The following is a 25,518-nucleotide window of genomic DNA, read 5'->3' as shown; positions in this document are numbered from 1 at the left end:
TCACCGAAAATAATGTTCCGAATACTTATTGACTGATTTTAGTACTATTTTCTTACGTATATGAGGAGAATACGTTACGGTTTGTTTCGGCTGTTCCACATCCTTCAATGAGAAAGATGCTGACGCCAGCCGGCCTGATTGAGTATAGTAAAATATATCTGAGCCTCATCTGCCGTGAAAACAAATTTCAGGATTTCACGTATTTTGTATTCGATTCAAAAAATACGGATAAAAGAGTGCTCATTCGACACAAAAAAGGCCCTTTCCGTTCTGGAAAGGGCCTTTAAAATTCTACGTAGGTTGAGGTAACTTCATCTCCTGACTCCGTACATCATGCCTCGTCAAACGCCTTTACTGAATGCCTCGAATTCCCGGTGTTCGGAATCCTCATAGAGGCGTTCTTCCGGCAAGTTTTTGAAGTAGTCGTACGTGATCCTCAAACCCTCGTCGCGCAGTACTTTCGGTTCCCAGTCCAGCAGTTCCTGGGCTTTTGAGATGTCTGGCTGGCGCTGCTTGGGATCGTCTTGCGGAAGGTCTTTGTAAACTACCTTTTGATCCGTTCCGGTAAGTTTGATAATTTCTTCGGCAAATTCTTTGATCGTTATTTCCGAAGGATTGCCAATGTTAACCGGATAGGGATAATCACTCAAAAGCAAACGGTAGATTCCCTCAACCAGGTCAGAAACGTAACAGAAGGAGCGCGTCTGTGAGCCATCACCGAAAATCGTCAGGTCTTCACCGCGCAGAGCCTGGCCAATGAATGCTGGCAGCACTCGTCCGTCGTTCAATCGCATTCGGGGGCCGTAAGTATTGAATATCCGCACAATGCGCGTTTCCAGGCCATGGTACCTGTGGTATGCCATCGTAATGGCTTCCTGATATCGCTTGGCTTCGTCGTAGCAACCGCGAGGCCCAATGGGATTTACGTGGCCCCAATACTCTTCAGTCTGCGGATGCACGAGCGGATCGCCGTAGACTTCCGACGTGGAAGCAATGATAAAGCGGGCTCCTTTGGCCCGGGCCAGACCCAGCAGATTGTGCGTACCCATAGCACCCACTTTCAAAGTCTGGATTGGGATTTTGAGGTAGTCGATCGGACTGGCGGGAGAGGCAAAATGCAGGATATAGTGCAACTCGCCCGGCACATGAACGAACTTCGTGACGTCATGGTGATAAAACTCGAAATTGGGGTGCGGCATCAAGTGTTCGATATTCCGCATGTCTCCTGTGATCAAGTTGTCCATCGCGATGACATGATGCCCCTCTTTGATAAAACGGTCGCAAAGGTGAGAACCTAAAAATCCCGCTGCTCCGGTAATAAGTGTACGCTTCATTATACAATTTAAAAGATGACCGGCGGTCATTCGCCGCCGTTGAGAGTGAAAAAGCTCCTTAATTACTGACTACTAATTGTTCGCTATCCAGTGAAAGAACGGCTTCCCGGCCAATACTGTAATAGGTATAGCCCATTTCGCGCATTACGTCCAATTCGTAGAGGTTACGGCCGTCAAAAACTACCTTATTTTTCATCAGTTTATCCATTTTCTCGAAATCCGGGGTGCGGAACTGCGGCCACTCGGTAAATATCATCAGTGCGTCGGCGTCGTCGAGGGCAGCGTAGGGCGTGTGGCAGAAAGTAACCTGATCGCCCAAAATGCGCTTCACGTTGTCCATGGCTTCGGGATCATAAACAGTAACCTTGGCCCCTGCAGACAGCAGGGCTTTGATGTTTTCCAGTGCCGGCGCTTCGCGGATATCATCTGTATAAGGCTTGAACGCCAGCCCCCACACGGCAATGGTTTTATCTTTCAGCTCTCCTTCGAAATAATCCTGTACCAAAGGCATGAGCCGTTTTTTCTGATCTTCGTTCACAGCCATTACCGAATTCAGAATACGGAAATCATAATCGTAATCGCGGGAAGTTTTTGCCAGGGCTTGCACATCCTTAGGGAAGCAACTACCACCGTAGCCGATCCCGGCGAACAGAAACCGCTTGCCGATGCGGCTGTCTGTACCGATGCCGCGACGGATGTCGTCCACATTCGCCCCTACCCTTTCACAAAGATTGGCGATTTCGTTCATGAAGGTAATTTTCATGGCCAGAAAAGAATTGGCCGCATATTTTGTCATTTCGGCAGAACGCTCATCCATGAAAATAACCGGATTCCCCTGCCGCACCAGCGGTGCGTAGAGCTTTTCCATCGTTTTCTGAGCTTTGGACGAGTTGGTGCCCACCACCACGCGGTCAGGTTTCATGAAATCCTCCACAGCTACCCCCTCCCGCAGGAATTCCGGGTTAGATACCACGTCAAATTCAACTTTCGCACTCTTCGCGATTGCTGCGCGAACCTTCTCCGCCGTTCCAACAGGAACAGTGCTTTTATCCACGATTACGGCATAGCGCTCCAACAAGGGACCAAGGTCATCCGCAACTTTAAGAATGTACTTCAAGTCGGCGGAACCGTCTTCACCGGGTGGGGTAGGCAAGGCCAGAAATATGATCTGAGCTTCCTTAATCCCTTCGGCCAGATTGGTCGTAAATTTCAAACGCCCCTCCGCTACGTTGCGATCGAAAAGAACGTCCAGCCCCGGCTCGTAGATCGGAATTTCGCCTTTATTCAGGCGTCCGATTTTATTCTCATCGATATCGACGCAAATGACCTGGTTGCCCGTTTCGGCAAAGCAGGTTCCTGTTACCAGACCGACATAGCCGGTCCCTACGACTGCAATTTTCATTTGATTGGAATGATTAGTGTAAGGTAATTGATCGTACTTGCTTTGACTGCCAGACCGCCCCGTCCGCTGAGCCGTTCAACTTGAGACGTAATTCAGAACTACGTCACGATTTGTACTTTGCGGAGATTAATCGCTGTGGCAGCTCAAAATTAGTTCTTTTTCCAAGAAAAAAAGAGTTGGGGGAGCGATCAATCGCTGGCTTTCAGCCCATAGTGAGCCTCCGGTCATAACTTTACTCTCTGGCTATCGTTTAAATACTGTAATTTGCCCAAAAATTCACACTTCATCATCTTTGAATAATTTACTGAAATGACTACTGAAACTGCCGAAAATCAAGCTTTAATTGAAGAAACCGTTCGTGACTTTGCCGAGAGGTACATTCGCCCCAATATTCGCGAATGGGACGAAGCGCAATTCTTTCCCACCGAAATCATGCACCAAATGGGTGAGCTTGGGCTCATGGGGATTTTAGTCCCTGTTGAGTACGGAGGTTCCGGACTGGGCTACCGCGAATACGTGGCCGCGCTCATTGAAGTGTCCAAGGTCGACCCGTCCATCGGCCTTTCCCTGGCTGCCCACAATTCTCTTTGCACCAACCACATCCTGATGTTCGGCAATGAAGACCAAAAGCAAAGGTACTTGCCGAAACTGGCTTCGGGCCAGTGGATAGGTGCCTGGGGATTGACTGAACCCAACACGGGTTCTGATGCGGGGAACATGCAAACCGTGGCCGTGAGGGATGGCGACCACTGGACACTGAATGGTTCTAAAAACTTTATCACCCACGGAAAAAGCGGTAACGTCACCGTCGTGATCGCCCGGACGGGCGAGCCAGGCGACAAGCACGGAGCCACGGCTTTTGTTATTGAACAAGGTACCCCGGGCTTTACCTCAGGCCGAAAGGAAGACAAACTGGGAATGCGCGCCTCCGAAACCGCCGAACTGATTTTTCAGGACTGCGTCATTCCCGACACCCAGCGCCTGGGCGAAGTGGGTGAGGGTTTTATCCAGTCACTCAAAATCCTGGATGGCGGACGCATCTCCATTGCCGCCCTGAGTGTCGGCACAGCGGTGGGTGCCTATGAGGCTGCCCGCGACTACGCCAAAGAACGCAAGCAATTTGGCCAGTCAATTTCAAGATTTCAGGGCATCGCCTTCAAGCTAGCTGATATGTACACCGACATTCAAGCCTCCAAAATGCTCACCTTTGACGCCGCCGACACCAAGGATCGCGGTGAAAAAGTGAGTCTGCAAAGCTCCGTAGCCAAGTACCATGCCTCCGAAACCGCCGTGCGCGTGTCCAACGAAGCAGTGCAGGTATTCGGCGGCTATGGTTTTACGAAAGACTACCCCGTCGAGAAGTTCTACCGCGATAGCAAGCTGTGCACCATTGGAGAAGGCACAAGCGAAATTCAGAAACTGGTGATTTCAAGAGAAATCCTGCGCGGCTAGCCAAAGTACCATAGCATAGTCATATCAGGCTTACCACTACTTTTGCTGCCATCCATACCGTCCCGCTGCCGATAGCCCTCACCGGCAGATCGTTTGTCCGACAAGTATTGCGGCGGGGCGGAAACCTTTCTACTTTCGTAGCGAACCTCTTAACCTCAATTCAGCTATGATCGCTCTAATTGTTCTCCTTGTATTGGTTGTGTTGGCCATCCTGATGGCTGTGAAAGTCGTACCCCAGCAGACTGCCTATGTCGTCGAGCGGCTCGGCAAATTTTACGCCGTGCTACAGCCTGGTATCAACTTTATTATTCCCTTTTTCGACCGCGTAGCCTACAAGTACACGCTCAAAGAATCCGCTATCGATATTCCTGAACAGATCTGCATCACCAACGACAACGTGCAGGTACGGATGGATGGAGTGATTTTCATTCAGGTTATAGACGCCAAGAAAGCTGCTTACGGTATCTCTAACTACACCTTCGCCGTAACGCAATTGGCCCAAACTACCATGCGGAGTGAGATTGGCAAGTTGGCTTTGGATAAAACTTTTGAAGAACGTATGACCATCAACCGCGCCGTAGTGGACGCCATCGACGAAGCCGCCACAGGCTGGGGTGTGAAGGTACTTCGTTATGAAATCAAGAATATCACGCCGCCCCAAAGCGTGCTTATGGCCATGGAGAAACAGATGCAGGCTGAGCGGGAGCGCCGGGCTGTAATTTTGCAATCCGACGGAGAAAAGCAGGCCGCGATCAATGTGGCCGAAGGCCAAAAGCAGAAAGTGGTGCTGGAATCGGAAGGCATCCGCGAACGACAAATCAACGAGGCACAGGGTGAGGCCTCGGCCATCCTTTCGGTAGCTCAGGCTACCGCCGAAAGTATCCGGCTGGTAGCCGCCTCTATCCAGAATGACGGCGGTATGGAAGCCGTGCAGCTGCGCGTAGCTGACAACCTTGTGGATCAGTTTGGCAAATTGGCCAAGACTAACAACACGCTGATTCTTCCTGCCAACTTTGCCGACCTTGGTTCGCTAATCGCGGCTTCGATGACGGTCGTTAAGAGCGAAATGCCTAAATCTAAGTAATCGACAGTAGATGACGCATGGTTTCCACGGACAGACTCTTGCGGGCCTGTTGTTGCCCACTCACCCGTTATCCACTCTAACTCCCTGAATCATGGATTTGTCACTGCCCCAAATATGGCTCATTATCGGGCTTCTGATGCTCGTGCTGGAATTGGTCAGCGTGGTGCTGGTGTTCGTTTTTTTTGCTGCCGGAGCACTGATCACGGCCCTGCTGGCCAGCGTTGGCCTCTTGCCCGACCTGAATACACAACTCTTCGCCTTCTCGCTTATTTCGGTACTGGCCCTGATTCTGCTTAGAAAGCATGCCAAAAACCTCCTGAAACATAGAGGCAACCACACGGAGTACAATGAGTTTGCGGGCGAAACAGCCATGGTAGTCAGGGACATTCCGGCCGTGGGAGAAGGCAAAATTTATTATCGGGGAGCTGAATGGAGTGCTGTCTCTGCCGGTAAGCTTCCCATTGAAGCGGGCAGCAAAGTCATTATCCGGGAGTCAGAAGGCATCAAGCTCATTGTGGAAGAGGCTTAGAAGAAATATATTGCCTTATCCAATTGTGAGTGCCGAATTTCTATTTTGACGCTGGTTTCCGTTTCAATATCATTCAGTAACGGGCTAGAGAATGCCCTCGTCCGCAAAACTGTAATATCCTCCATCCGTAAAAATGAGGTGATCGAGAACGGGCAGGTCGAGCATTCGACCTGCCTCTTTCAGTTTGCGAGTCAAGTCTTTGTCGGCCTGGCTTGGCGTGAGGTTGCCAGAAGGATGGTTGTGAAAAAGTATGATGGAACTGGCCAATTGTTCCAAGGCATGCTTGAAAATGAGCTTGGGATCGGCGACAGTACCTGCCACGCCACCTGAGCTTATTTGCACTGGACGAAGTACTTCATTCGCACGATTCAGCAGCAAAATCCAGAACTCCTCATGGGGTTTATCGAGCAAGTAGGGCCTTATTTCGTCGTAGGCATCCTTTGCACTCGTTATTCTTCGCTGGCGGAGTACCTCCGACTCCTTCCGACGTCGGCCAAGTTCCAGAGCCGCCATGATGGTAATCGCCTTAGCTTCGCCGATGCCTTTCACCTTCATCAGGTCTTTCAGACTGAGCTTAGCCAGCTCGTTGAGATTTCCTTTGGCGGCGTCAAGTACCATCTTGCCGACATCGACTGCCGAGTAATCCACCGTTCCCATCCCAATGAGGATAGCCAGCAGTTCGGCGTCAGTCAGAGCAGCCTTGCCCCGCTGCATCAATTTTTCGCGGGGGCGGTCTTCCTCAGCCCAACTTAGAATTTTACGGGGGTTGTAGGGGTTCTGTTCCATCCGGAGTTGCTTGCAAATATCGTATTTGGCAATAGGAAATGGTTGGCCGCAGCTATATTTTCAGTTGAGAGCCGCTACTGCTTCTAAAATCAGCAAAAGCCTCTTTTTGCGTATGAAACTACCTTTTCCTAACCGTTCCTGGCCCTAAGCGCCTAACTCAGATAGCGCGGCCCTTGCCTTGTTATCGATGCTGTTTTTGTACTCGTGCTTCTTATATGACATGGCCTTCTTAAAATAAGAAACTGCCTTTGGCTTATTACTCATGTCCTTATAAATATAACCCATCTGTAAGGCAGACGAAGGTCCAAAGTACAGGCCGCTGCTTTGGGTCAGTTGAATAGCACGATCAAAGTAAGGCATGGCTTCATTAGACTGGCCCATTTTCTGCAAGATACGGCCACGGCGATAATTGAACTCTGCCTGATTGGCAGCTTTTGAAAAAGAATCCTGCGAATATCCATTGAGTTTGGCCAATGCCTCACGAAGATATCCTCCGTCACTGGCATAGCGGGCTTCAAAAAGTACCTTTTGCTCATCATCGACCTGGCCGTCACGGTAATGTCCGGCAAATTTTTCGGCGTACCCATCCGACTCGGTAATCGTTTTGCCTACATTCGGAACCCTCGCGATGAGTTGGCGGGCCTCAGCGTCTCGGCCCGTAAGCCAACGGCAGAGAAACTGTTTGAAATAGCTGTCTTTTAAAAAATTAAATCCTTTGAAGTTGCGCTGAAATGTGTCGTAAAATCCGTAGGCTGCATCGTACTGACCTTTTTGGAGAAGGATTTCTGCCCGAAGATAATCCAGGAACGGAAAAGGGATATGGGCCGATGTACGAGGGGCTTTATTGAGAACGGCCAGGGCCTGCTCACTCCTACCCTCTTTCATCAAAACAGACGTGGTGAAAAAATGCAGGAGTAAATTGTCTGGTTGCTGGGCGGGCATGCTTCTCAGTTCGCGAAACTGGGCTTCATTAAGTTGCAGGGTGTAAGCATGTAGCAGAAGGTCGATCAATTGGGCCTCCTGTCGGAAAAGGGTTTCAGTATTCTCCACTTTTCTCAATTCCTTCAAACCACCTTGAATATCGCCCGACAGACCTAGTGTCCGAGTCACCCAGGTGTACTGCTCTGGGACGGAACCGATAAGTACATGCAGTAGTCCGAGCGATTTAAGGGTTGGCACGAAAGCAGGAAACTTCTTCCGGTTTTCTTCCAGCAACCTGTAAGCTTTGATGATGTCCCAGCATCCGCTTATTTCGTTTCCGAATTTCAATTTGGCGAAAGCCCACTGTAACCTCACCTCAGCCCGCAACAATCTCTGGTATGGAGAGTTGTCGGGTAATGACGCCAGCGCATCCAATCGCTCGTCTTCCTTCTTCGACAATGTGTTGTACGCCGCCCGATTTTCCGAAATCAGCAGGTAATACATATCGGCGTAGTTCTCCACATAGATCAAAGCGCCGTTATCCGGATTTTCCCGCCGCTCCTGTTCAAGCAAAGCGCGGGCTTTGTTAATCCGCAGTTTTTGCACCTCGAAATATGCCAGCTGTACCCTGGGGCTGAAATCCAGGCGAGCAGCCGTTTCATCCGCTTTGGCAAGCATGGAGATTGTCAACATCAAGCCAGGTAGTAATAACCGACTTACTTTTTCAATAAAATGCATACTCTAGAATCCTTTAGTCAGGTCAACCTACGTGGCCGTAGTTATCCCGGATGACAACGCTGCAAACCGAATTAGTCGTAGGATGCGGGGCAAAAAAATAAAAGTGGCTACCGATGGCAGCCACTTTTATTTTTTAACCCAACGATTTCTAAACCCAATTAGCGTTTGCTTTTTTCTGCCGCTGGTTCGGGCATCTCCACGCCGCCAAAAATCCGGCCGCAATGTTCGCAAACGATGATTTTCTTGTGTTCACGGATATCGGCCTGCCGCTGTGGTGGCACCACATTGAAGCAGCCACCACAAGCTCCACGCTGCACCGTAACGACTGCAAGGCCGTTCAGGGAGTTGTTTCTGATTTTCTGGTATGATTTCAGCAATCGCACCTCGATTTTTTCGGCTTGTTTTTCGCGCTCATTCAGCAGGGCCTTTTCTTCCTCCTGGCTCTCCCCTGTGATCACATCGAGTTCCGATTTCTTGGTCTTGAGATCTTCCTTGCGTCCGTCAAGTATACCCTGAGTGTTGGCAAGATCGTCTTCTACAAGGCGGGTTCTTGCTTTGGCTTCGCTGATGCGCTTGTCGGCCAGTTGCATTTCCAGTTCCTGCAACTCAATCTCTTTGGTGATGGCATCGAACTCGCGGTTATTACGCACGTTCATCTGCTGATCTTTGTACTTGATAATCAGCTTCTCAGAATCTTTTTGCCCGTTTTTCAGTGAATCGATCGTCTCGTTAAGGTTGTCGATTTCACTTTTAAATTTGGCGGTGCGGGTTTCAAAACCAACGATTTCGTCTTCCAGGTCGCTGACCTCTTCGGGCAGATCCCCCCGGATTTTCAAAATATTATCTAACTGAGAATCAATCTCCTGCAATTTCAGAAGGGCATCCAGCTTTTGGGCAATCGTGTTTTCCATGGGTTCAATTTTGAATTAGGGAATGCTGGTACTTTTTATAAAAAGGATCCGGCCTTCACTAACTCCGACATTAATAGTAATATGCTACCGGGTTGGTGTTTGTTTCAGATAAATGAAGCGCGAAATTACCAAATATTTTTGACAAATAGTCGTATAGCAGCTGTTTGGTAAATACTTCGCTCTCATAATGGCCTATGTCGCAGATCACGATTCGGTTTTCGGCGTCAAAAAATTCGTGGTATTTAAAATCAGCTGTCACGAATGCGTCCGCGCCGGCCGCCAGCGCGTTCGGAAGCAAGAAGCTCCCCGCCCCGCCGCATACCGCAACGCGCTCGATGATTGGCTTGGCGGAAGCAGTGTGTTTGATCACCGACACATTCATTCTTTTTTTCAAATGAGCCAGGAAGTCAGCCACAGGCAGAGGCTCGGAAAGTTCACCGATTGCCCCTGCGCCCACTTCCTGATTTTCGTTTTCGAGAGTGTGCAGGTAGTAGGCCACTTCTTCATAGGGATGGCTCCGGCGGAGAGCCTGCATCACCTTCCCCTCCACATGAGATGGAAACATGAGTTCCACTCGTTGCTCGCTGGCACGCTCCAGCCTACCGACTTTCCCAGAGAATGGCGTTGCACCATCGAGCGGACGGAATGTACCCTCGCCGTTCACCCGAAAGCTGCACTCACTGTAATTGCCAATAGTGCCGGCCCCCGCTTCATAAAGCTTATCGAGCACCTGGTCGGCATTGCTGAGGGGCACAAAAAAGGTCAGTTTCCGGAGCAGCTGCCGTTTGGGGGCCAGAATTTTAACATTTTTCAACCCAAGCCGGGAAGCGATCTCGCTGTTGACACCAGCAGTCACGTGATCCAGATTCGTGTGAATCGCATAAATAGCTACCTGATTCCGAATCGCCTTAATTACAGTGCGCTCCACGTAGTTCTTCCCATTGAGTCTTTTTAGACCCTTAAAAACTATAGGATGATGGGCTACAACCACATTGCAACCCCGGCGGGTTGCCTCTTCCACTATTTCCTCTGTGCAATCAAGAGAAAGCAGCACACCTGATATTTCGGTATTCGGGTCGCCTACGATCAGACCCGAGTTGTCATAGGTTTCCTGATATGCAGGAGGCGCCAGCGTTTCAAGGGAATCAATCAGTTCTTGAAGAGTTGACATATCACACTCAATAATTCAAACATTTGTTTTATAGAAAATATTATAAACGAACTTAGTCTGGCTTTCTATCCTGTATAAAACAGCAGAGTTCGGGCCCGGGCACTGTAAAATACATTTTATACGTATATTTATGACCGTTTAAATCCTTCTGACAAAAATTACTCTATGGACATCACCACCTCTGTTCTTAAAAGCCCTAGTAACAAACTACCACGCTGGATGGTTGCCACCGTTCCCAATGTCAAGAGCACGTCTGCTTTTATACTGAAAGGTACTTACCCTGCTTATCTATTCGAGATCATGCCGCCAAGGGACGATGAGAACTGCATTAAAGTCGAGTATAAGAAAAAGACCTATTGCGTGGCGGTAAAACTCGACATCGATGAAGCCGGTGAACCGCCCCACAGCTATCTCGTTGAGATGTTGGGCTGGTACGCCAGCCAAAAGGTAAAGCCTTACCTGTCGAAAATCCTCAGCTCATCGGAGGAAGACTAACCGTGACCGATAAGGAGGCAAAATGATATGGGCATAAAACGAAAAAAGCATCTCATTTGAGATGCTTTTTTGCGGTCCGGACGGGACTCGAACCCGCGACCCCCTGCGTGACAGGCAGGTATTCTAACCAACTGAACTACCGAACCACTTCCGTTTCGCTGATGATTCAGGTTAAACGTGGGGCAAAAGTAGGCGGCCGATATGTATTACGCAAGCATCGGTTTATATTTATTTTTCAGATAAATGTTAGCCAACTGATAATCAGTATTCATTCATTGAAATATTTTTTTTCAATTGCCCAATCCCAGCATAGCGTAGCCCTTCATCTGGTAGGTAGTGGTCGCGATAAGGGCCGCCTCGGTCACTTTGATGTTCGGGTTCCGGGGTGTATCCGTGTAGCCGCGCATCCGTAACGACTGCCCGCAGACGAAAAACTTCACTCCTTTCCCAGCCAATTCATCAATAAGTGCGGTGTTAGGATTGGCCACCCCAAATGCTTTTTCATAAGCTGCATCGTTCATGATAAGGGGCGTTCCCTTGAAGTGGACCACTACTACCATAGCAATATTTTCAGGCTTAATGCCCGCTTCGGCGTAGGCATTGAACAATCGGGCCACGCGCTCAAGGCCGGGATTCAGTTCTTCCGGCTTTTCAGAGCCCACCGTTAAATCACCCACAATTTTGTAGGCCATTTTTTTGTCAGCCACGGGCGTGGCTTCCGGAACGGGAAACACCCCTCCACCATTTTTTACGACCGGAAATTCTTTGGTTTGGCCAAACGATAGGGTAGCGACAAAAAAAACGGCCAGCCCGGCCAGGATCAGGGAAAATTTAGTTTTCATAAAAAGGGTAGAATGGATGAGTGTTAACTGATTTTTTAAAAGGGAAGATCATGAAATTTTATTTCAGAAATGTAAGGCAAAAATCCCGTCTTTCATCATTAGGGCCACGGCCAGCAAGTATTTTACCTGGCCGACCCCCTTTTATTCCAAACGCCCAGGCCACTATGGTACCAATGCAGTTGAACGCTGACGCCTTCAAAACCGAACTTTTCCGAATTCTGAGTTATTGGGAAAAATACGCTCCTGACATGCAGCGGGGTGGCTTTTACGGTAGTGTGTCGTTCAACAACGTCCCCCAGCAGGAAGCACCGCGCTCAGTCGTTGTCAATAGCCGAATTCTCTGGACCTTTTCAATGGCGCATCGGCTGTTTCCAAACCCCGATTACAAGGCAATGGCTGATCGGGCTTTTCAATATTTGATTCGTCATTTTTTTGATCCAGAATTCGGGGGTGTCTACTGGTCAGTCACTGCCAAAGGGAAGCCTTTGGAAACAACCAAGCAAATGTACGGTCAGGCTTTTGCGATGTATGGACTGAGTGAGTACTACCGGGCTTTTAAGGTGGAGAAAGCTCTCACACTTGCCAAAGGACTCTTTGATTATATAGAAAAGAGTGCCTTCGACGGGGAAGAGGGCGGTTATCTGGAAGCAATCGGCCGGAAAGGGGAACCGATCGACAACTACTTACTTAGCCAGTCTCCGTACTCAAAGAGCATGAATACGCACCTGCATTTGATTGAAGCCTATACCAATCTCTTCACGGTATGGCCCGATGCCAAGCTCAAAAAGCAGACCACCGCTATGCTGTTGGTCATTATGGATCGCATCGTGGACGACACTGATCGGATGAAGCTTTTTTTTACTAAAAAGTGGATACCCAAAGACAAGACCATATCCTACGGCCACGACATTGAGGCATCGTGGCTTTTGTACGAAACCGCCGAACTACTCGGTGACCACACGGTGACTGAAACCGTCCGGGACAGATGCCTCAAAATGGCAGAGGCCGCCACGGCGGGTTTGGGTAGCGACGGAGCACTTAATTACGAGTACTTTCCCGAAACCCACCACCTGCAGACCAATCGAAGCTGGTGGGTACTGGCTGAGCAGGTGGTGGGGTTCTATAATGCCTACCAGATGAGTGGAAATGAAAAGTACCTGAAAACAGCCGATAGAAGCTGGGAATACATTCAGCAAAAATTCATGGATACGAAACGTGGCGAGTGGCACACGACGGTACTTGAGAACGGGACGGCCGTCGACGGCGATAAAATCCATTTCTGGAAAGCGCCCTACCACAATGCGCGAATGTGCGTTCAAATGTGGCAGAGGCTTTCTTGACCGTCTGCTCGAAGCTGCTTTTTCGAAAGCCAAACCACTTTGTCCTTATTTTGTAAAAATTCTCCCTAATTTATTATAGTACAAAGGAGGGATGTAGTTTTGTGAAAAATCATTTCCTCTTTTTTACCCTTTCGCCCCCTTGCTGAGTTTTTTTAGAGTCAATGCGTCTTACCTGAATCTCAGCCTTGTGCTGTTTTTCATTCTGCTACGCCTACCCTTTCTGTGGAGCGAAGTACCGCTTCTGATACCCGAATTGAGCTGGATGCTGGTGGGTGAGCAAATGAACCGGGGTTTCATGTTGTACCGGGACGTTTGGGATAATGTCAGCCCGCTCTCCGGCATGGTCTATTGGGCCATCGACCGCCTTTTCGGACGGTCTCAGCTTGCTTTTCAGGTAACGGCGGGAGCCGTTTCCGTTTTTCAAATTCTGTATTTCAATTACATCCTTCGCGCCAGAGATGTGCTTCCCGAGCGCAGTCACATACCTGGTGCTATTTATGCGCTGTTGCTCAACATATCTTTCGACCTTACTACCCTTTCGCCAATGCTGATGGCCACCACCTTCCTCTTGTTGGCACTGGGCGTGGCCATCAAAATGCTGGAACGGCGGGAAATCACCAACGAAATTTTTGAGCTGGGGGTGTATATTGGGCTTGCCTCCCTGTTTTACCTGCCTGCTGCTCTTTTTATGGGCTGGGCTTTTGTGTCATTGCTCTTTTATTCAGGCGCCACTCTCCGGCAGCACCTGCTTGGTTTTTTTGGTGCTGTTTTCCCACTCGCGATGGTTACGCTGTATTTCTATCTCAACGACAGCGTCGCCAACCTCAACCGCAATCTGCTGACATCGGTTTTTGCCGTCAAGCAATATGCACTCAACGACTTCTCCACGCTCATTTTCACATTGGTTATTCCTCTGGTAATCGGCACCCTCGGTTTCATGAAAATGCTTACCAGTACCCGTTTGGTCAACTACCAGTCTCGGATTCAGCAAATGATGGCAATGTGGGTAATTACAGCAGCGCTCATGGTTCCCTTGATGGAGTACCTGGCACCTATGCAGTTTGTTGTGTTTTTGCCCGCCCTGGCCTATTTCGCAGCCTACTACTTCCAGAGTTTCCGCCGCATTTGGGTGGCGGAATTATTATTTCTGGGTGTTATTGGAGGAATCTCTTTTATCCAGTATCAAGGGCTCATGAATCTGGTGCCTGGCCTGGCGGTAGGCCGGCTGGATAACCTCCGGGCAAAACCCGCTTTGTTACCTGAGCCTATCCGTCAGAAAAAGATACTGGTCATTGGCGATGACGAAGGGGAGTATATGAACAACTACACCGCAACGCCCTATCTCAACTGGGATTTGTCTCGCTATGACCTAGAAAACCTGGACAACTTCGACAGCGTCATTCATGTCTACGACAATTTTCGACAGGATCCGCCCGATTATGTCATCGACAAGCAAGGCGTGATGCCGAAGTTGTTCGAGCGCGTTCCGGCTCTGCAAAAGCGCTACAAGCTCAGTCCCTGGCAGGGGATTTATGAGAAAACTGGATAAAAAAATAGCCGGTACATGGGCATGCTCATGTACCGGCTATTCTGGACGGGCTGACGCTGCGAAGGCTGGCGACCGTCAAAATTCAACAGGCCATTTTGCCTACACGCCGCTGGTGTCGCCCACTTTCAAAGTCGGTACTAAGAAATTTTTGCACGCTGATAAGGGCTTCTTCCAACTCGATGAAGCGCACGGGAAGGCAAATAATATTGGCATCGTTGTGCTGACGGGAAAGTTCCGCAATTTCCTTCTCCCAAACCAGCGCCGCCCGTATCCCGGCGTGCTTATTGGCAGTCATACATACCCCTTGTCCGCTGCCACACAGCAAGATACCCCGCTCGAATTCTCCATTTTCCACCGCGCTGGCTACCGGGTGTGCAAAGTCTGGGTAGTCTACCGATTCGAAGCTATCGGTACCATAGTCTACTGGCTCATACCCATTGGCTTCCAGCCATTCCTTGATGGGCTGTTTGTATGAAAATCCGGCATGGTCTGCGCCGATGGCAATTTTTTTCATCATATTTCTGTTAAGTATCTCCACCCGATAAGAATAGCCGAGGAAAAATTGTTAGTAATTTTGGATCGGAAATTTCACAAAGATAAAGATACTGACTTTACAATTTTAAGAAGGGAGTGAGCTGAGGTGAAATGTTGTTACAGCCCTGGCTATTTAGTTCTTGTCATTCACTCATTCCCTATTTCACCGGGCGGTGACCCGCTCAATCAACATTGAATTAATGAAAGAAGCACTTAAAGAAAATCCAATCACCACAGAACAGACTGATATTTCACTCATGAATCCTGCCGTGCCGGAAGACGAGGCACGGATCAAAGAAGCCTTTCAGGATCGTGACTGGAACGAAATCAAAAGCGCCGACTCCTGGGTCATTTTCAAGGTTATGGCGGAGTTTGTGGAAGGTTTTGACAAACTCGCCAAAATCGGCCCCTGCGTATCTATATTCGGCTCCGCCCGTACTACCCCCGACAACCCTTACTACGGCATTGCCGAAGAGATAGCGGCCAAACTGGTGCAGAAGGGGTATGGTGTGATCACGGGAGGCGGGCCTGGTATAATGGAAGCGGCCAACAAAGGTGCATACGAGCAGAATGGGAAATCGGTCGGTCTGAACATTCAACTGCCCTTCGAGCAGCACAGCAATCCATTTATTGACCCCGACAAAAATATGGACTATGATTTTTTCTTTGTCAGGAAAGTCATGTTCGTAAAATACTCGCAGGGATTCATCGTACTGCCCGGAGGCTTCGGCACACTCGATGAGCTTTTTGAAGCCCTCACGTTGATACAGACCAAAAAGATTGGCCGTTTCCCCATTATCATGGTAGGCCGGGAATACTGGACAGGCTTGATCGACTGGATCGAAGGCACCATGCTCGAAGCCCAAAACAACATTAGTCCCGGCGATTTGAAGCTATTCAGTGTTGTTGAAACTCCGGAGGAGGCAGTTCGCGTAATCGAAGAATTTTACTCCAAGTACTTGCTGAAGCCCAACTTCTAGAAAGAGAAAAAGGAAAGGTGACGCTGGCCTCTTTCCTCCCTAAAATGCCAGGTAGGGCATCCACTTTTTCAGTGTCGCATCGTCCAGAATTCGCACGGACTTCATAGCCTCGAACGAGGCGTACGGTCCGTGCTGCTCACGATAGCGGACTATAACTTCATTGAGTTTTCGGTTGCGAAAGTAAGGGTGTCGGGAAAGCTCCTCGATCGTGGCTGTATTGATGTTTATTTTTTGAGGTGGGGTCTGCACCCGGCCATACCGTCTCAACTCGGCAAGCGCCAGCGAGTCCAGGCCAAAAACTTCGGAGTACTGCTCTGTCGAATGGAAGCCTCCGAGAGCGTCGCGAAACTTGACGATACGCGCCGATAACTTGCTGCCGATGCCTCTGAGGGTTGCCAATTGAGTTGTATCTGCAGTGTTAATGTCGAAAGCTACTGGCGTCGGCCGGGCAAATGGTCTGGCAGCGTTGGGAGGAACAAAGGTAGTTTCACGTGTCGGATTTTCTTCAAATCCAGCATTGGGAAGGCCAGGTTGCTGTGTACTACTCGTCAGTTCGATATACGGTTCCAGCTTTGCGAAAAGCGCGGGCGGAAAATCGTAAATTTTCTGTAAATCTTCCTTTCGCCGGAACCTGCCGCCTTTTTGACGGTACTTTTCTATGCGTAGCGCAAGAAATCGAGGAATGCCTAACTCCTGAAGCTGGTCGGGAGAAGCCGTATTAGGGTCGAAAATAAAAAGGCGGGTTGGACGAGCCGGGGTTTCATCATTACCGCCAAAAGTACTGCGCGCAAAGTCTCTCTCCTGTCCAAATTGTGAACTCTGACCAGGAATCAGGGCGGCAGTACTATCCAGATACTCGATAGTAAAGGGGATCGTATCATCCTGAAAAAGCGGAAGTACCCACCACTTGTATACTGTCGGTGCCCACACCAGGCCAAAACTTAGTAGGATAAGCACCAATGCTCCGCGCGACTCGGCGGGTGAAATCCCGAAAAAGTCCTGGATGCGGCGGAGAAGTCTTCGGAGCATTTACTTGATTTGAAAGTTAAAGATTAACGTTGTAATTGCCGTAGGCTGGGCTGGTTTCTAAACCGGCAGGCACCGATTGCAGCAACACCCGTGCTATACTCGAGCTGAACCTAAGAGCGCATCGAAGTTGCGCATTTCATCTTAATCTCCATTCCATCCAGAGCCAAACGACTCAACAGTCGGCTACCTACTCATAGCTCTAAGGAGTTACTTCAGAGGGATTGATGATTTCTTGCCCGGACTCTTAATCACTTTTCATTTCTCTGGTCGGCCCCAAACTTTCTGTCATCGACCCTTACTGTCGTTCTTGTAGGACTTAAACTATATTTTGTTTCAAAAATACGAAAATTACTTCCGCCTTCAACGCTAACGCCAAAATGCCTAATTTTGCGCCCGTTCCCGATCTATTGGATCAGCAATCTATCTTAATCAAGTACTTAACTTTGCACGGTTCGCCAACAAACCAGAATCGTCTACTCTCTACCGAATAAATGAGCCAAGACTCAAATAGCACCCCATCACTGCAAGACATCATCGGCCACGCCAAGGAGTACGGTTTCGTATTCCCCTCCTCTGAAATCTATGACGGCCTTCAGGCAGTTTATGACTACGGCCAGAACGGCGTGGAATTGAAAAACAACCTCAAAGCAGCCTGGTGGAAAGCCATGACGCAGCTCCATGAAAACATCGTGGGTATCGACGCGGCTATTTTCATGCACCCTCTGACCTGGAAAGCGTCGGGCCATGTAGACGGCTTCAACGACCCGATGATTGACAATAAGGATTCCAAGAAACGCTATCGTGCCGACCAACTACTGGAAGGCAAGGCTGAGGAATACGCCGCCGCCGGACAAGCCGATAAAGGACAAGCCCTGCTGGCTGAGATGGGTCGGTTGCTATCGGCGGAAGACTTAGATGGAGTACGCGAGTTGATTATCGCCGAAGACATCAAATGCCCCGTGTCCGGCACTACAAACTGGACCGAGGTCCGGCAGTTCAACCTGATGTTCAGTACACAAATTGGTTCTGTGGCCGAAGACTCCAGCGTGATTTACCTTCGTCCCGAAACGGCCCAGGGAATCTTCGTAAATTTCCTGAATGTCCAGAAAAGCGGAAGAATGAAAGTACCATTCGGTATCGCCCAGATCGGTAAAGCATTCCGGAACGAGATCGTAGCGCGGCAGTTTATATTCAGAATGCGTGAGTTCGAGCAAATGGAGATGCAATTTTTTGTACGGCCCGGCACCGAAATGGAATGGTACGATAAATGGAAGGAAACCCGCCTGAAATTTCACCAGGCCATCGGCTTGCCCGCCGATAAGCTCAAATACCACGATCACGACAAACTGGCCCACTACGCCAATGCCGCTGTGGATATCGAATACGAGTTTCCTTTTGGCTTCCGCGAGATTGAGGGAATCCATTCCCGTACGGATTTCGACCTGCGCAACCATCAGGAACTATCCAGAAAGAAGCAGCAGTACTTCGATGCGGACCTCGACGAGAACGGGAAGCCATTTGGGAATTACATACCATACGTCGTGGAAACATCCGTCGGAGCGGATCGCCTTTTTCTGGCGACGTTCTGCAATGCCTTTACCCGCGAGATGGTGGGTGAGGGCGATAAGGTGAAAGAGCGTATTTATCTAAAACTACATCCCGCTCTGGCCCCGATAAAAGCCGCCGTGTTGCCTTTGGTGAAGAAAGATGGCCTGGCCGAGAAGGCACAGGGCATTTCTGATTCGTTAAAATCTACGTTCCGCACGGTTTATGACGATAACGCCGCCATCGGTAAGCGCTACACGCGCCAGGATTTGATCGGGACGCCTTACTGCATTGCCGTAGATTACCAGACGATGGAGGATGACACCGTTACGATCCGTCACCGCGACAGCATGGAGCAGGAGCGCGTAGCGATCAGCGAACTCAAAGCGAAAATCGGACAGGCTGTTGCCTTAGAGCGAATTTTGGAAGAGATTTAGTGAACCGGCATTATTTTTTTGCAACAACTGATTAAAAATCCTTAGACCCCAGATGCCAAAGACACTACTTTTACTCCGCCACGCCAAAGCAGAAGATCAATCACAAATGTTCAAGGACTTTGACCGTGAACTTACCAGTCGTGGCATTATGGATTCCGCCAGGATGGGACATTATCTCAAAACGCAGGCCCCTGGGATTGAGAGCATCAAGGCCAGCGCAGCAGCCCGTACCTACCAAACGGCCAAGGTGATTGCCGAGCAGTTGAAGTTTGAAGTAGACGACATCGAGACAGTGGATAAACTTTATAGTGGTGGTCCGCAGGCTTATTTGGCAACAATCAACGCAACGCCGGACTCAGTGCAGACTTTGTTGCTCTGCGGCCACAATCCCGACATCAGTTATTTTGCCGAGTACCTTACGAGCACCGATATTGGCTCAATGGGTAAGTGTAGCCTCGCGGTGATTACTTTTGAAAGCCAATCCTGGGCCGAAATTTCGGGCAAAACGGGAAGCCTTGCCAAATTAGTAACGCCTGACGACCTGAAACAATCTCCCGCCTAAGCGGTTTGTTTACCTAAACTCATTGTCTTCTTGACCTTTGCAGTAACCATTCTTGGAGCGGGTTCGGCCACGCCCACCCTTACTTCCCATGCCTCGGCACAGGTAGTGCACATGGGCAGCGACTACTACCTGATCGACTGCGGTGAAGGGACACAATACCGTCTACTCGAACAAAAGATACGGCCGGGTAGACTGAAAGGAATATTTATCACCCATCTTCACGGCGACCACTACTTTGGTTTGTTCGGGCTATTAACCAGCCTGAGCCTGGGGAGTCGCACTGAGGATCTGTTACTCTTTGGCCCGAAAGGACTAAGTGAAATTCTGACCGAAATCTTTCGCCAGTCCGACACCCGTCTATCTTATTACCTGAATTTTCAGGAAATCGACGCCGAGAATCCCGGCCTGATTTTCGACTCGTCCTTATTCAGCGTTAGTACTTTACCACTGAGGCACCGCATTCCGTGCACTGGCTTTTTGTTTAGGGAGAAAATCGGTGAGAGGAATTTGATTAAAAGAAAAATCCTGCCGGAAATGAGTCACGAAGCCTTGAGAATGCTCAAAGGTGGACAAGACGTGATGGATGGGGGGGGCAAGCTTCTGTATGCCTGCGAAGAATTCACGACTCCGCCCGCTCCTCCCCGTTCCTACGCCTACTGCTCCGACACCATTTTCAGGCCTGAACTGGTTCCTTACCTGGAAAAAGTTGATTGCCTCTACCACGAAGCAACTTTCAGAAAAGAAGAGCTGCCCCGAGCTACCAAAACGCATCATTCCACAGCGGGTCAGGCAGCCACGCTAGCCAAGGAAGCTGGGGTCGGGAAGCTGTTGATCGGTCACTTGTCCTCTCGCTATACCGAAGCTGGGCCGTCTCTTGAAGAAGCACGCAACATATTCCCGGAGACGTACTTTGCTGAAGAAGGGCAAACCTACACGATTTAAACATTTCGGCTTCACTTCTTTCATTTTGGCAATTCAGGTCGTTGCCTATACTAAGGATTTGCAACAAAGCGCACGTTTTATTGCGAATTACAATATCTTTTAGGACATAGTGCAGATTAATTAGTAAAATTATACTACGTCCATAATATTTTGTTTTCAGGGGCTTCTGCCCAATATCTTTTATTGTTATATTGCGTGAGTTTGCGGCAAAATTAACTCAACGGCGACACTACACTATTTTGTATTGCTCGCTTTGCCACCAAAGGGCTTGCAATTTTTCAATACCTATCCTCTACTCAATAGATGACCCCAATTTCTGAAGAAATAATCGAACAACCTGGACTTTATCGTTCTGAATTCGAGCATGATGCTTGCGGAATAGGCTTTCGTGCCCACATGAAAGGGCGCCGATCACACCAGATCGTGGCCGATGCAATCCATATGCTCGAACGAATGGACCACCGGGGTGCCTGCGGCTGCGATCCCAACACGGGCGACGGGGCAGGTCTTTTGCTCCAAATTCCACACGAATTTTTCGTGGAGGAATGTCTCGATATGGGCTATCAACTACCCGACAGCGGCGAGTACGGTGTTGGGATGATTTTCTTCCCGCAGGATAAAGAGTTGCGCGAGGAGTGCCGGGATATTATTAACCGGCGAATCAAAAAGCTGGGCATGTCCCTGATCTGCTATCGTGTGGTGCCCACGCTAAATGATACGCTTGGTGACGGTTCACTTTCTGTTGAACCCTACGTGGAGCAACTGTTTGTCAAACGCCCCGACCTGATCGAAGACGACCTTGCCTTTGAGCGCAAGCTATTTATCCTGCGGCAGGTAGTGAACAAATTGATTGCTTCTATAAAAAAGGCCAAGGATCAGTTTTACTTTTCCTCCCTTTCCAGCCGTACGATTTCTTACAAAGGTCAACTTACGACCAATCAACTGAAATACTATTTCCCCGACCTCGACAATGAATCCGTCGTGTCGGCCTTTGCGGTGGTGCATTCTCGTTTTTCCACCAACACATTCCCCTCCTGGAAGCTGGCGCAACCATTCCGGTATATTGCCCACAATGGCGAAATCAACACGGTAAAAGGAAATGTGAACTGGATTCGGGCCGGCGAGAAATCCCTGGAATCAGAGTATTTCACCAAGGAGGAAATGGAAATGATCCTGCCGATATGCGATATCAAGCAGTCGGACTCGGCCAACCTCGATAATGCCATTGAGCTCCTGTATCTTACCGGCCGCTCGCTGCCACACGTGATGATGATGCTTATTCCTGAGGCCTGGGCCGACAATGAGCAAATGGATCCCGTACGCAAGGCGTTTTATGAGTACCATGCCGCTATCATGGAACCTTGGGATGGCCCGGCCTCCATCTCGTTCACTGATGGTAAGATCGTCGGGGCAACGCTTGACCGCAATGGTTTGCGTCCGTCCCGGTACTGGGTGTTGGACGATGATACGGTAATCATGGCTTCCGAAGCCGGTGTACTGGAAGTAGATCAGTCCAAAGTGGTGATGAAAGGACGCCTGCAGCCGGGACGTATGTTCGTTGTGGACATGGAGGAAGGCCGGATCATCCCCGATGAAGAGTTAAAAGCCGAAATCTGCGCCCGTCAACCTTACCAGGAATGGCTCGACGAGTACAAACTCCACGTGGACGATCTCGATCAGCCCATCAGGATGTACCGCCAATATGACGACGTCGCCCTCATCAAGCGACAAATGGCTTTTGGCTTCTCGTCCGAAGACTTGCGGATGATTTTGGCTCCCATGGCTCAGTTGGGGAAGGAAGCCATCGGTTCCATGGGGACTGACGTACCACTGGCAGTACTATCAGAGCAAAGCCAGCATCTGTCCAACTATTTCAAGCAGCTTTTCGCGCAGGTCACTAACCCACCTATCGATTCGATTCGGGAGCGCTCGATTATGTCGCTTATCGGTTTTGTGGGGGCTAACGAAAATATTCTGACCGAAACGCCGGACCACTGCCGCCAGATTGAATTGCCGCATCCCGTACTAACCGTGCCGGAATTCGACAAGCTGCGATTTGTGGATAAAAACCATTTCCAGGCTAAAACCATCAATACCTATTTCTTCGTCGATCAGGGAGGCAAAGGAATGGCACGGGCTCTGGAACGAATCTGTCAATATGCCGAAGACGCTATCGAAGACGGTTTCGAAATAATTATCCTCTCCGATCGCGCCATTGACTCTGATCACGCTCCAGTTCCTTCCCTGTTGGTGACGGCAGCCGTACACCATCACTTGATTCGTAAAGGTTTGAGAGGGGCGGTGGGCATACTGGTCGAAGCCGGCGATATTTGGGAGACCCACCACTTTGCCACTTTGCTGGGATATGGCGCAGCTGGCATATGCCCTTATATGGCATTTGAATCGCTGGCCTTCATGAACCGCAATAAGCGTATCGATGGCGATTTTACCAACGAAGTACTGTTCGCCAATTACATCAAAGCGGTCAATAAGGAGTTGCTCAAGATATTTTCCAAGATGGGGATCTCCACTCTGCAGTCTTACCAGGGTGCGCAGATTTTCGAGTGCCTGGGTTTGAATAAAGAAGTGATCGACAAGTACTTTACAGGTACCATCTCCCGCATCGGCGGAATGGGCATCGATGAGATCGCCCGCGAGGTACTGGTGCGCCATAAAGTCGCTTACCCCGATACACCTGGCCTGAACCCCCATCTGGAAGTAGGCGGTTTTTACCAATGGAAGCAACGCGGCGAATCGCATCTATTCAATCCTCAGACCGTTCACTTGTTGCAGCAAAGCACCAAGATGGACGATTACAATTTATTCAAAAAGTATTCAAAACTCATTGACGACCAAAGCCAGAAGGCTATGACGTTGCGGGGTTTGATGCAATTCAAAAAGGGGAATCCCATTCCAATTGAGGAAGTAGAACCGGTAGAGAGCATTTTCAAGCGTTTCGCGACGGGCGCCATGTCATTCGGTTCTATTTCGTGGGAAGCGCACACGACGTTGGCCATTGCCATGAACCGTATTGGCGGTAAGTCCAATTCGGGTGAAGGTGGCGAGGACGAGCGCCGCTTCGAGACATTTCCGAATGGCGACAGCATGAACTCGGCCATCAAACAAGTGGCTTCGGGTCGCTTTGGGGTGACGAGTTACTACCTTACCAATGCCCAGGAACTGCAGATAAAGATGGCGCAGGGAGCCAAACCGGGCGAAGGCGGCCAGCTGCCCGGCCACAAGGTGGATGACTGGATTGGTCGAACCCGGCATTCTACGCCGGGCGTAGGCTTGATCTCCCCGCCACCGCACCACGACATTTACTCCATCGAGGACCTGGCACAATTGATTTTTGATTTAAAGAATGCCAATCGTCAGGCTCGTATCAGTGTTAAGCTGGTATCGGAAGCGGGCGTAGGCACAATTGCGACCGGGGTTACCAAAGCCCACGCCGACCACATCCTGATCGCGGGTTATGATGGAGGGACAGGAGCATCCCCGCTCAGTTCCATTCGCCACGCCGGACTCCCTTGGGAACTTGGCCTGGCCGAAACCCACCAGACGCTGGTCAAAAATAAGCTGCGGGGCCGCGTGACCATTCAAGCTGATGGACAAATCCGCACGGGCCGCGATATGGCTATCGCTGCATTGCTCGGGGCAGAAGAATGGGGGGTAGCTACTGCCGCGCTGGTAGCGGCAGGCTGCATCATGATGCGCAAGTGCCACCTCAATACTTGCCCCGTCGGGGTAGCCACACAGCGGCAGGAACTCCGGGCGCTTTTTACAGGCAAGCCCGAACACGTGGTCAATATGTTCCACTTCATGGCCACTGAATTGCGCGAAATTATGGCGCAGCTTGGTTTCCGTACGGTCAACGACATGATCGGCCAGGTGCAGTATCTGGAAAAACGACCCGATCTGAAGCACTGGAAATACAAAAATCTGACATTTGACGCCATTCTGTATAAAGAGGAAGGTGGTCTGGATGTAGCACAATTCAAGCAGGAGGAGCAAGATCACGGTATCGAGCACGTGCTGGACCGGAAACTGATCGAAACAGCTCAGCCTGCCCTGGAACGGGCTGAGGAAGTTTATTCTGAATTTCCGATTATTAACCTTAACCGCTCGTTGGGAACGATGCTTTCCAACGAAATTTCCAAACTCTACGCAGGTGTGGGTCTGCCGACCGGAACGATTCACTTCAAGTTCCGCGGAACAGCGGGCCAGAGTTTCGGTGCCTTCAATACCTCCGGCCTGCGTATGGAGCTGGAAGGAGATGCCAACGACTACTTTGGCAAGGGTCTGTGCGGCGCGGAACTGATCGTCTACCCTGACCGCGACGCTAAGTTCAAACCCGAGGAGAACATCATCATTGGTAACGTAGCCTTTTATGGAGCCACCTCCGGTGAGGCTTACATCCGTGGTACTGCCGGAGAGCGTTTCTGTGTCCGTAATTCGGGCGCCAAGGTAGTTGTGGAAGGCATTGGTGACCACGGCTGCGAGTACATGACGGGCGGCGTGGCGATCATACTCGGCGAAACCGGTCGTAACTTTGCGGCCGGAATGTCGGGTGGTGTGGCTTATGTCTGGGACAAGGAGAGCGATTTCAGAGAAAAGGTCAACCTCGAAATGGTGTCAGTCGATTTGCTCAGCGAAGAAGATGAAGGCATCCTCCGGAAATCCATCGATAAGCATTTCCAATACACGACCAGTAATGTCGCATTCCAAATCACCCAAAACTGGGACGAGGTTATGAAGCAGTTCGTCAAAGTCCTGCCCAATGACTTCAGAGACGCCCTTAGCAGCCGCAACATCACTCTTGCCCAGCAAGTCGCCGATAAGAGCGTAGTATATAGCGACATAGTTGTTAATGTTCAGTAAATAATTTTGGATGAGTGAGTCGGAGAATTAAGTCGATACTTTATTCTCCGACTC

Annotated in this window: 20 protein-coding genes and 1 tRNA gene; 11 read left to right on the top strand and 10 right to left on the bottom strand. The window is 49.8% G+C overall.

Translation table 11 applies throughout. From position 1 onward, the window contains the following. Positions 1-341 precede the first annotated feature (341 nt). Positions 342-1,334, bottom strand: a complete 993-nt coding sequence (locus IE117_RS16490) for a UDP-glucuronic acid decarboxylase family protein (RefSeq protein ID WP_189565580.1) — start codon at positions 1,332-1,334, stop codon at positions 342-344. A 58-nt stretch (positions 1,335-1,392) separates the two neighbouring features. Continuing rightward, positions 1,393-2,736 (bottom strand): UDP-glucose dehydrogenase family protein, encoded by a 1,344-nt coding sequence (locus IE117_RS16485; RefSeq protein ID WP_189565579.1) that lies wholly within the window; start codon positions 2,734-2,736, stop codon positions 1,393-1,395. Between the two features lie 309 nt (positions 2,737-3,045). Between IE117_RS16485 and IE117_RS16480 the strand changes: the two genes are divergently transcribed. From IE117_RS16480 to IE117_RS16470, 3 genes are all read left to right on the top strand, one after another. Beyond that, positions 3,046-4,188: an acyl-CoA dehydrogenase family protein gene (locus tag IE117_RS16480; RefSeq protein ID WP_189565578.1), complete on the top strand. Its 1,143-nt coding sequence runs from the start codon at positions 3,046-3,048 to the stop codon at positions 4,186-4,188. Positions 4,189-4,354: 166 nt separating this feature from the next. Further along, on the top strand, positions 4,355-5,272 hold the full coding sequence (locus IE117_RS16475) for an SPFH domain-containing protein (RefSeq protein WP_189565577.1): 918 nt from the start codon (positions 4,355-4,357) through the stop codon (positions 5,270-5,272). Positions 5,273-5,363: 91 nt separating this feature from the next. Continuing rightward, complete coding sequence (locus IE117_RS16470; protein ID WP_189565576.1) at positions 5,364-5,801, top strand: NfeD family protein; 438 nt, start codon at positions 5,364-5,366, stop codon at positions 5,799-5,801. An 84-nt stretch (positions 5,802-5,885) separates the two neighbouring features. On the opposite strand, the gene radC is transcribed toward IE117_RS16470, so the two are convergent. The 4 genes from radC to IE117_RS16450 form a co-directional block, all read right to left on the bottom strand. After that, entirely contained in the window at positions 5,886-6,587 is a 702-nt protein-coding gene (radC, locus tag IE117_RS16465) for a RadC family protein (RefSeq protein WP_189565575.1), read from the bottom strand. Positions 6,588-6,731: 144 nt separating this feature from the next. Beyond that, positions 6,732-8,246: a tetratricopeptide repeat protein gene (locus IE117_RS16460; RefSeq protein WP_229581035.1), complete on the bottom strand. Its 1,515-nt coding sequence runs from the start codon at positions 8,244-8,246 to the stop codon at positions 6,732-6,734. A gap of 158 nt (positions 8,247-8,404) precedes the next feature. After that, positions 8,405-9,157, bottom strand: a complete 753-nt coding sequence (locus IE117_RS16455) for a zinc ribbon domain-containing protein (RefSeq protein ID WP_189565574.1) — start codon at positions 9,155-9,157, stop codon at positions 8,405-8,407. 70 nt (positions 9,158-9,227) lie between these two features. Next, complete coding sequence (locus IE117_RS16450; RefSeq protein ID WP_189565573.1) at positions 9,228-10,328, bottom strand: Nif3-like dinuclear metal center hexameric protein; 1,101 nt, start codon at positions 10,326-10,328, stop codon at positions 9,228-9,230. 165 nt (positions 10,329-10,493) lie between these two features. Between IE117_RS16450 and IE117_RS16445 the strand changes: the two genes are divergently transcribed. Next, on the top strand, positions 10,494-10,823 hold the full coding sequence (locus IE117_RS16445; protein ID WP_189565572.1) for a hypothetical protein: 330 nt from the start codon (positions 10,494-10,496) through the stop codon (positions 10,821-10,823). Positions 10,824-10,895: 72 nt separating this feature from the next. Here IE117_RS16445 and IE117_RS16440 read toward each other — a convergent pair. Both IE117_RS16440 and IE117_RS16435 read right to left on the bottom strand, forming a co-directional pair. Then, positions 10,896-10,969: transfer RNA gene (locus IE117_RS16440), tRNA-Asp, on the bottom strand. A 144-nt stretch (positions 10,970-11,113) separates the two neighbouring features. Next, a complete protein-coding gene (locus IE117_RS16435) occupies positions 11,114-11,665 on the bottom strand; it encodes a DsrE family protein (RefSeq protein WP_189565571.1) in 552 nt (183 codons plus the stop codon). Positions 11,666-11,838: 173 nt separating this feature from the next. Between IE117_RS16435 and IE117_RS16430 the strand changes: the two genes are divergently transcribed. Next, positions 11,839-13,005 carry an AGE family epimerase/isomerase gene (locus IE117_RS16430; protein WP_189565962.1) on the top strand — a complete coding sequence of 389 codons (1,167 nt, stop codon included), beginning with the start codon at positions 11,839-11,841 and terminating at the stop codon, positions 13,003-13,005. A 139-nt stretch (positions 13,006-13,144) separates the two neighbouring features. Next, positions 13,145-14,554 carry a hypothetical protein gene (locus IE117_RS16425; RefSeq protein WP_189565570.1) on the top strand — a complete coding sequence of 470 codons (1,410 nt, stop codon included), beginning with the start codon at positions 13,145-13,147 and terminating at the stop codon, positions 14,552-14,554. Between the two features lie 82 nt (positions 14,555-14,636). Here IE117_RS16425 and rpiB read toward each other — a convergent pair whose 3' ends face one another. Beyond that, positions 14,637-15,071, bottom strand: coding sequence for a ribose 5-phosphate isomerase B (gene rpiB, locus IE117_RS16420; RefSeq protein ID WP_229581032.1), 435 nt, complete (start codon positions 15,069-15,071; stop codon positions 14,637-14,639). Between the two features lie 274 nt (positions 15,072-15,345). Between rpiB and IE117_RS16415 the strand changes: the two genes are divergently transcribed. Next, on the top strand, positions 15,346-16,068 hold the full coding sequence (locus IE117_RS16415) for an LOG family protein (protein ID WP_229581118.1): 723 nt from the start codon (positions 15,346-15,348) through the stop codon (positions 16,066-16,068). 39 nt (positions 16,069-16,107) lie between these two features. On the opposite strand, the gene IE117_RS16410 is transcribed toward IE117_RS16415, so the two are convergent. Next, positions 16,108-17,097, bottom strand: a complete 990-nt coding sequence (locus tag IE117_RS16410; RefSeq protein WP_189565568.1) for a ComEA family DNA-binding protein — start codon at positions 17,095-17,097, stop codon at positions 16,108-16,110. 491 nt (positions 17,098-17,588) lie between these two features. Here IE117_RS16410 and IE117_RS16405 point away from each other — a divergent pair, with 491 nt between their 5' ends. The 4 genes from IE117_RS16405 (at position 17,589) to gltB (ending at position 25,464) form a co-directional block, all read left to right on the top strand. Then, positions 17,589-19,079, top strand: coding sequence for a glycine--tRNA ligase (locus tag IE117_RS16405; protein ID WP_189565567.1), 1,491 nt, complete (start codon positions 17,589-17,591; stop codon positions 19,077-19,079). 52 nt (positions 19,080-19,131) lie between these two features. Further along, positions 19,132-19,641, top strand: a complete 510-nt coding sequence (locus IE117_RS16400) for a SixA phosphatase family protein (protein ID WP_189565566.1) — start codon at positions 19,132-19,134, stop codon at positions 19,639-19,641. A gap of 30 nt (positions 19,642-19,671) precedes the next feature. Then, entirely contained in the window at positions 19,672-20,583 is a 912-nt protein-coding gene (locus tag IE117_RS16395; RefSeq protein ID WP_189565565.1) for a ribonuclease Z, read from the top strand. Positions 20,584-20,886: 303 nt separating this feature from the next. Beyond that, positions 20,887-25,464 carry a glutamate synthase large subunit gene (gene gltB, locus IE117_RS16390; protein ID WP_189565564.1) on the top strand — a complete coding sequence of 1,526 codons (4,578 nt, stop codon included), beginning with the start codon at positions 20,887-20,889 and terminating at the stop codon, positions 25,462-25,464. Positions 25,465-25,518 lie beyond the last annotated feature (54 nt).

The organism is Persicitalea jodogahamensis (assembly GCF_014651615.1).
GTDB classification, from domain to species: Bacteria; Bacteroidota; Bacteroidia; order Cytophagales; family Spirosomataceae; genus Persicitalea; species Persicitalea jodogahamensis.
This window is presented reverse-complemented; position numbering and strand designations above follow the sequence as displayed.

Coding starts and splice junctions, on each gene's coding strand:
- IE117_RS16405 (WP_189565567.1), top strand. CDS start 17,589: ATGAGCCAAGACTCAAATAGCACCCCATCACTGCAAGACATCATCGGC.
- gltB (WP_189565564.1), top strand. CDS start 20,887: ATGACCCCAATTTCTGAAGAAATAATCGAACAACCTGGACTTTATCGT.
- IE117_RS16400 (WP_189565566.1), top strand. CDS start 19,132: ATGCCAAAGACACTACTTTTACTCCGCCACGCCAAAGCAGAAGATCAA.
- IE117_RS16445 (WP_189565572.1), top strand. CDS start 10,494: ATGGACATCACCACCTCTGTTCTTAAAAGCCCTAGTAACAAACTACCA.
- IE117_RS16460 (WP_229581035.1), bottom strand. CDS start 8,246: ATGCATTTTATTGAAAAAGTAAGTCGGTTATTACTACCTGGCTTGATG.
- IE117_RS16475 (WP_189565577.1), top strand. CDS start 4,355: ATGATCGCTCTAATTGTTCTCCTTGTATTGGTTGTGTTGGCCATCCTG.
- IE117_RS16455 (WP_189565574.1), bottom strand. CDS start 9,157: ATGGAAAACACGATTGCCCAAAAGCTGGATGCCCTTCTGAAATTGCAG.
- IE117_RS16435 (WP_189565571.1), bottom strand. CDS start 11,665: ATGAAAACTAAATTTTCCCTGATCCTGGCCGGGCTGGCCGTTTTTTTT.
- IE117_RS16485 (WP_189565579.1), bottom strand. CDS start 2,736: ATGAAAATTGCAGTCGTAGGGACCGGCTATGTCGGTCTGGTAACAGGA.
- IE117_RS16470 (WP_189565576.1), top strand. CDS start 5,364: ATGGATTTGTCACTGCCCCAAATATGGCTCATTATCGGGCTTCTGATG.
- IE117_RS16410 (WP_189565568.1), bottom strand. CDS start 17,097: ATGCTCCGAAGACTTCTCCGCCGCATCCAGGACTTTTTCGGGATTTCA.
- IE117_RS16480 (WP_189565578.1), top strand. CDS start 3,046: ATGACTACTGAAACTGCCGAAAATCAAGCTTTAATTGAAGAAACCGTT.
- IE117_RS16490 (WP_189565580.1), bottom strand. CDS start 1,334: ATGAAGCGTACACTTATTACCGGAGCAGCGGGATTTTTAGGTTCTCAC.
- rpiB (WP_229581032.1), bottom strand. CDS start 15,071: ATGATGAAAAAAATTGCCATCGGCGCAGACCATGCCGGATTTTCATAC.
- IE117_RS16430 (WP_189565962.1), top strand. CDS start 11,839: ATGCAGTTGAACGCTGACGCCTTCAAAACCGAACTTTTCCGAATTCTG.
- radC (WP_189565575.1), bottom strand. CDS start 6,587: ATGGAACAGAACCCCTACAACCCCCGTAAAATTCTAAGTTGGGCTGAG.
- IE117_RS16450 (WP_189565573.1), bottom strand. CDS start 10,328: ATGTCAACTCTTCAAGAACTGATTGATTCCCTTGAAACGCTGGCGCCT.
- IE117_RS16415 (WP_229581118.1), top strand. CDS start 15,346: ATGAATCCTGCCGTGCCGGAAGACGAGGCACGGATCAAAGAAGCCTTT.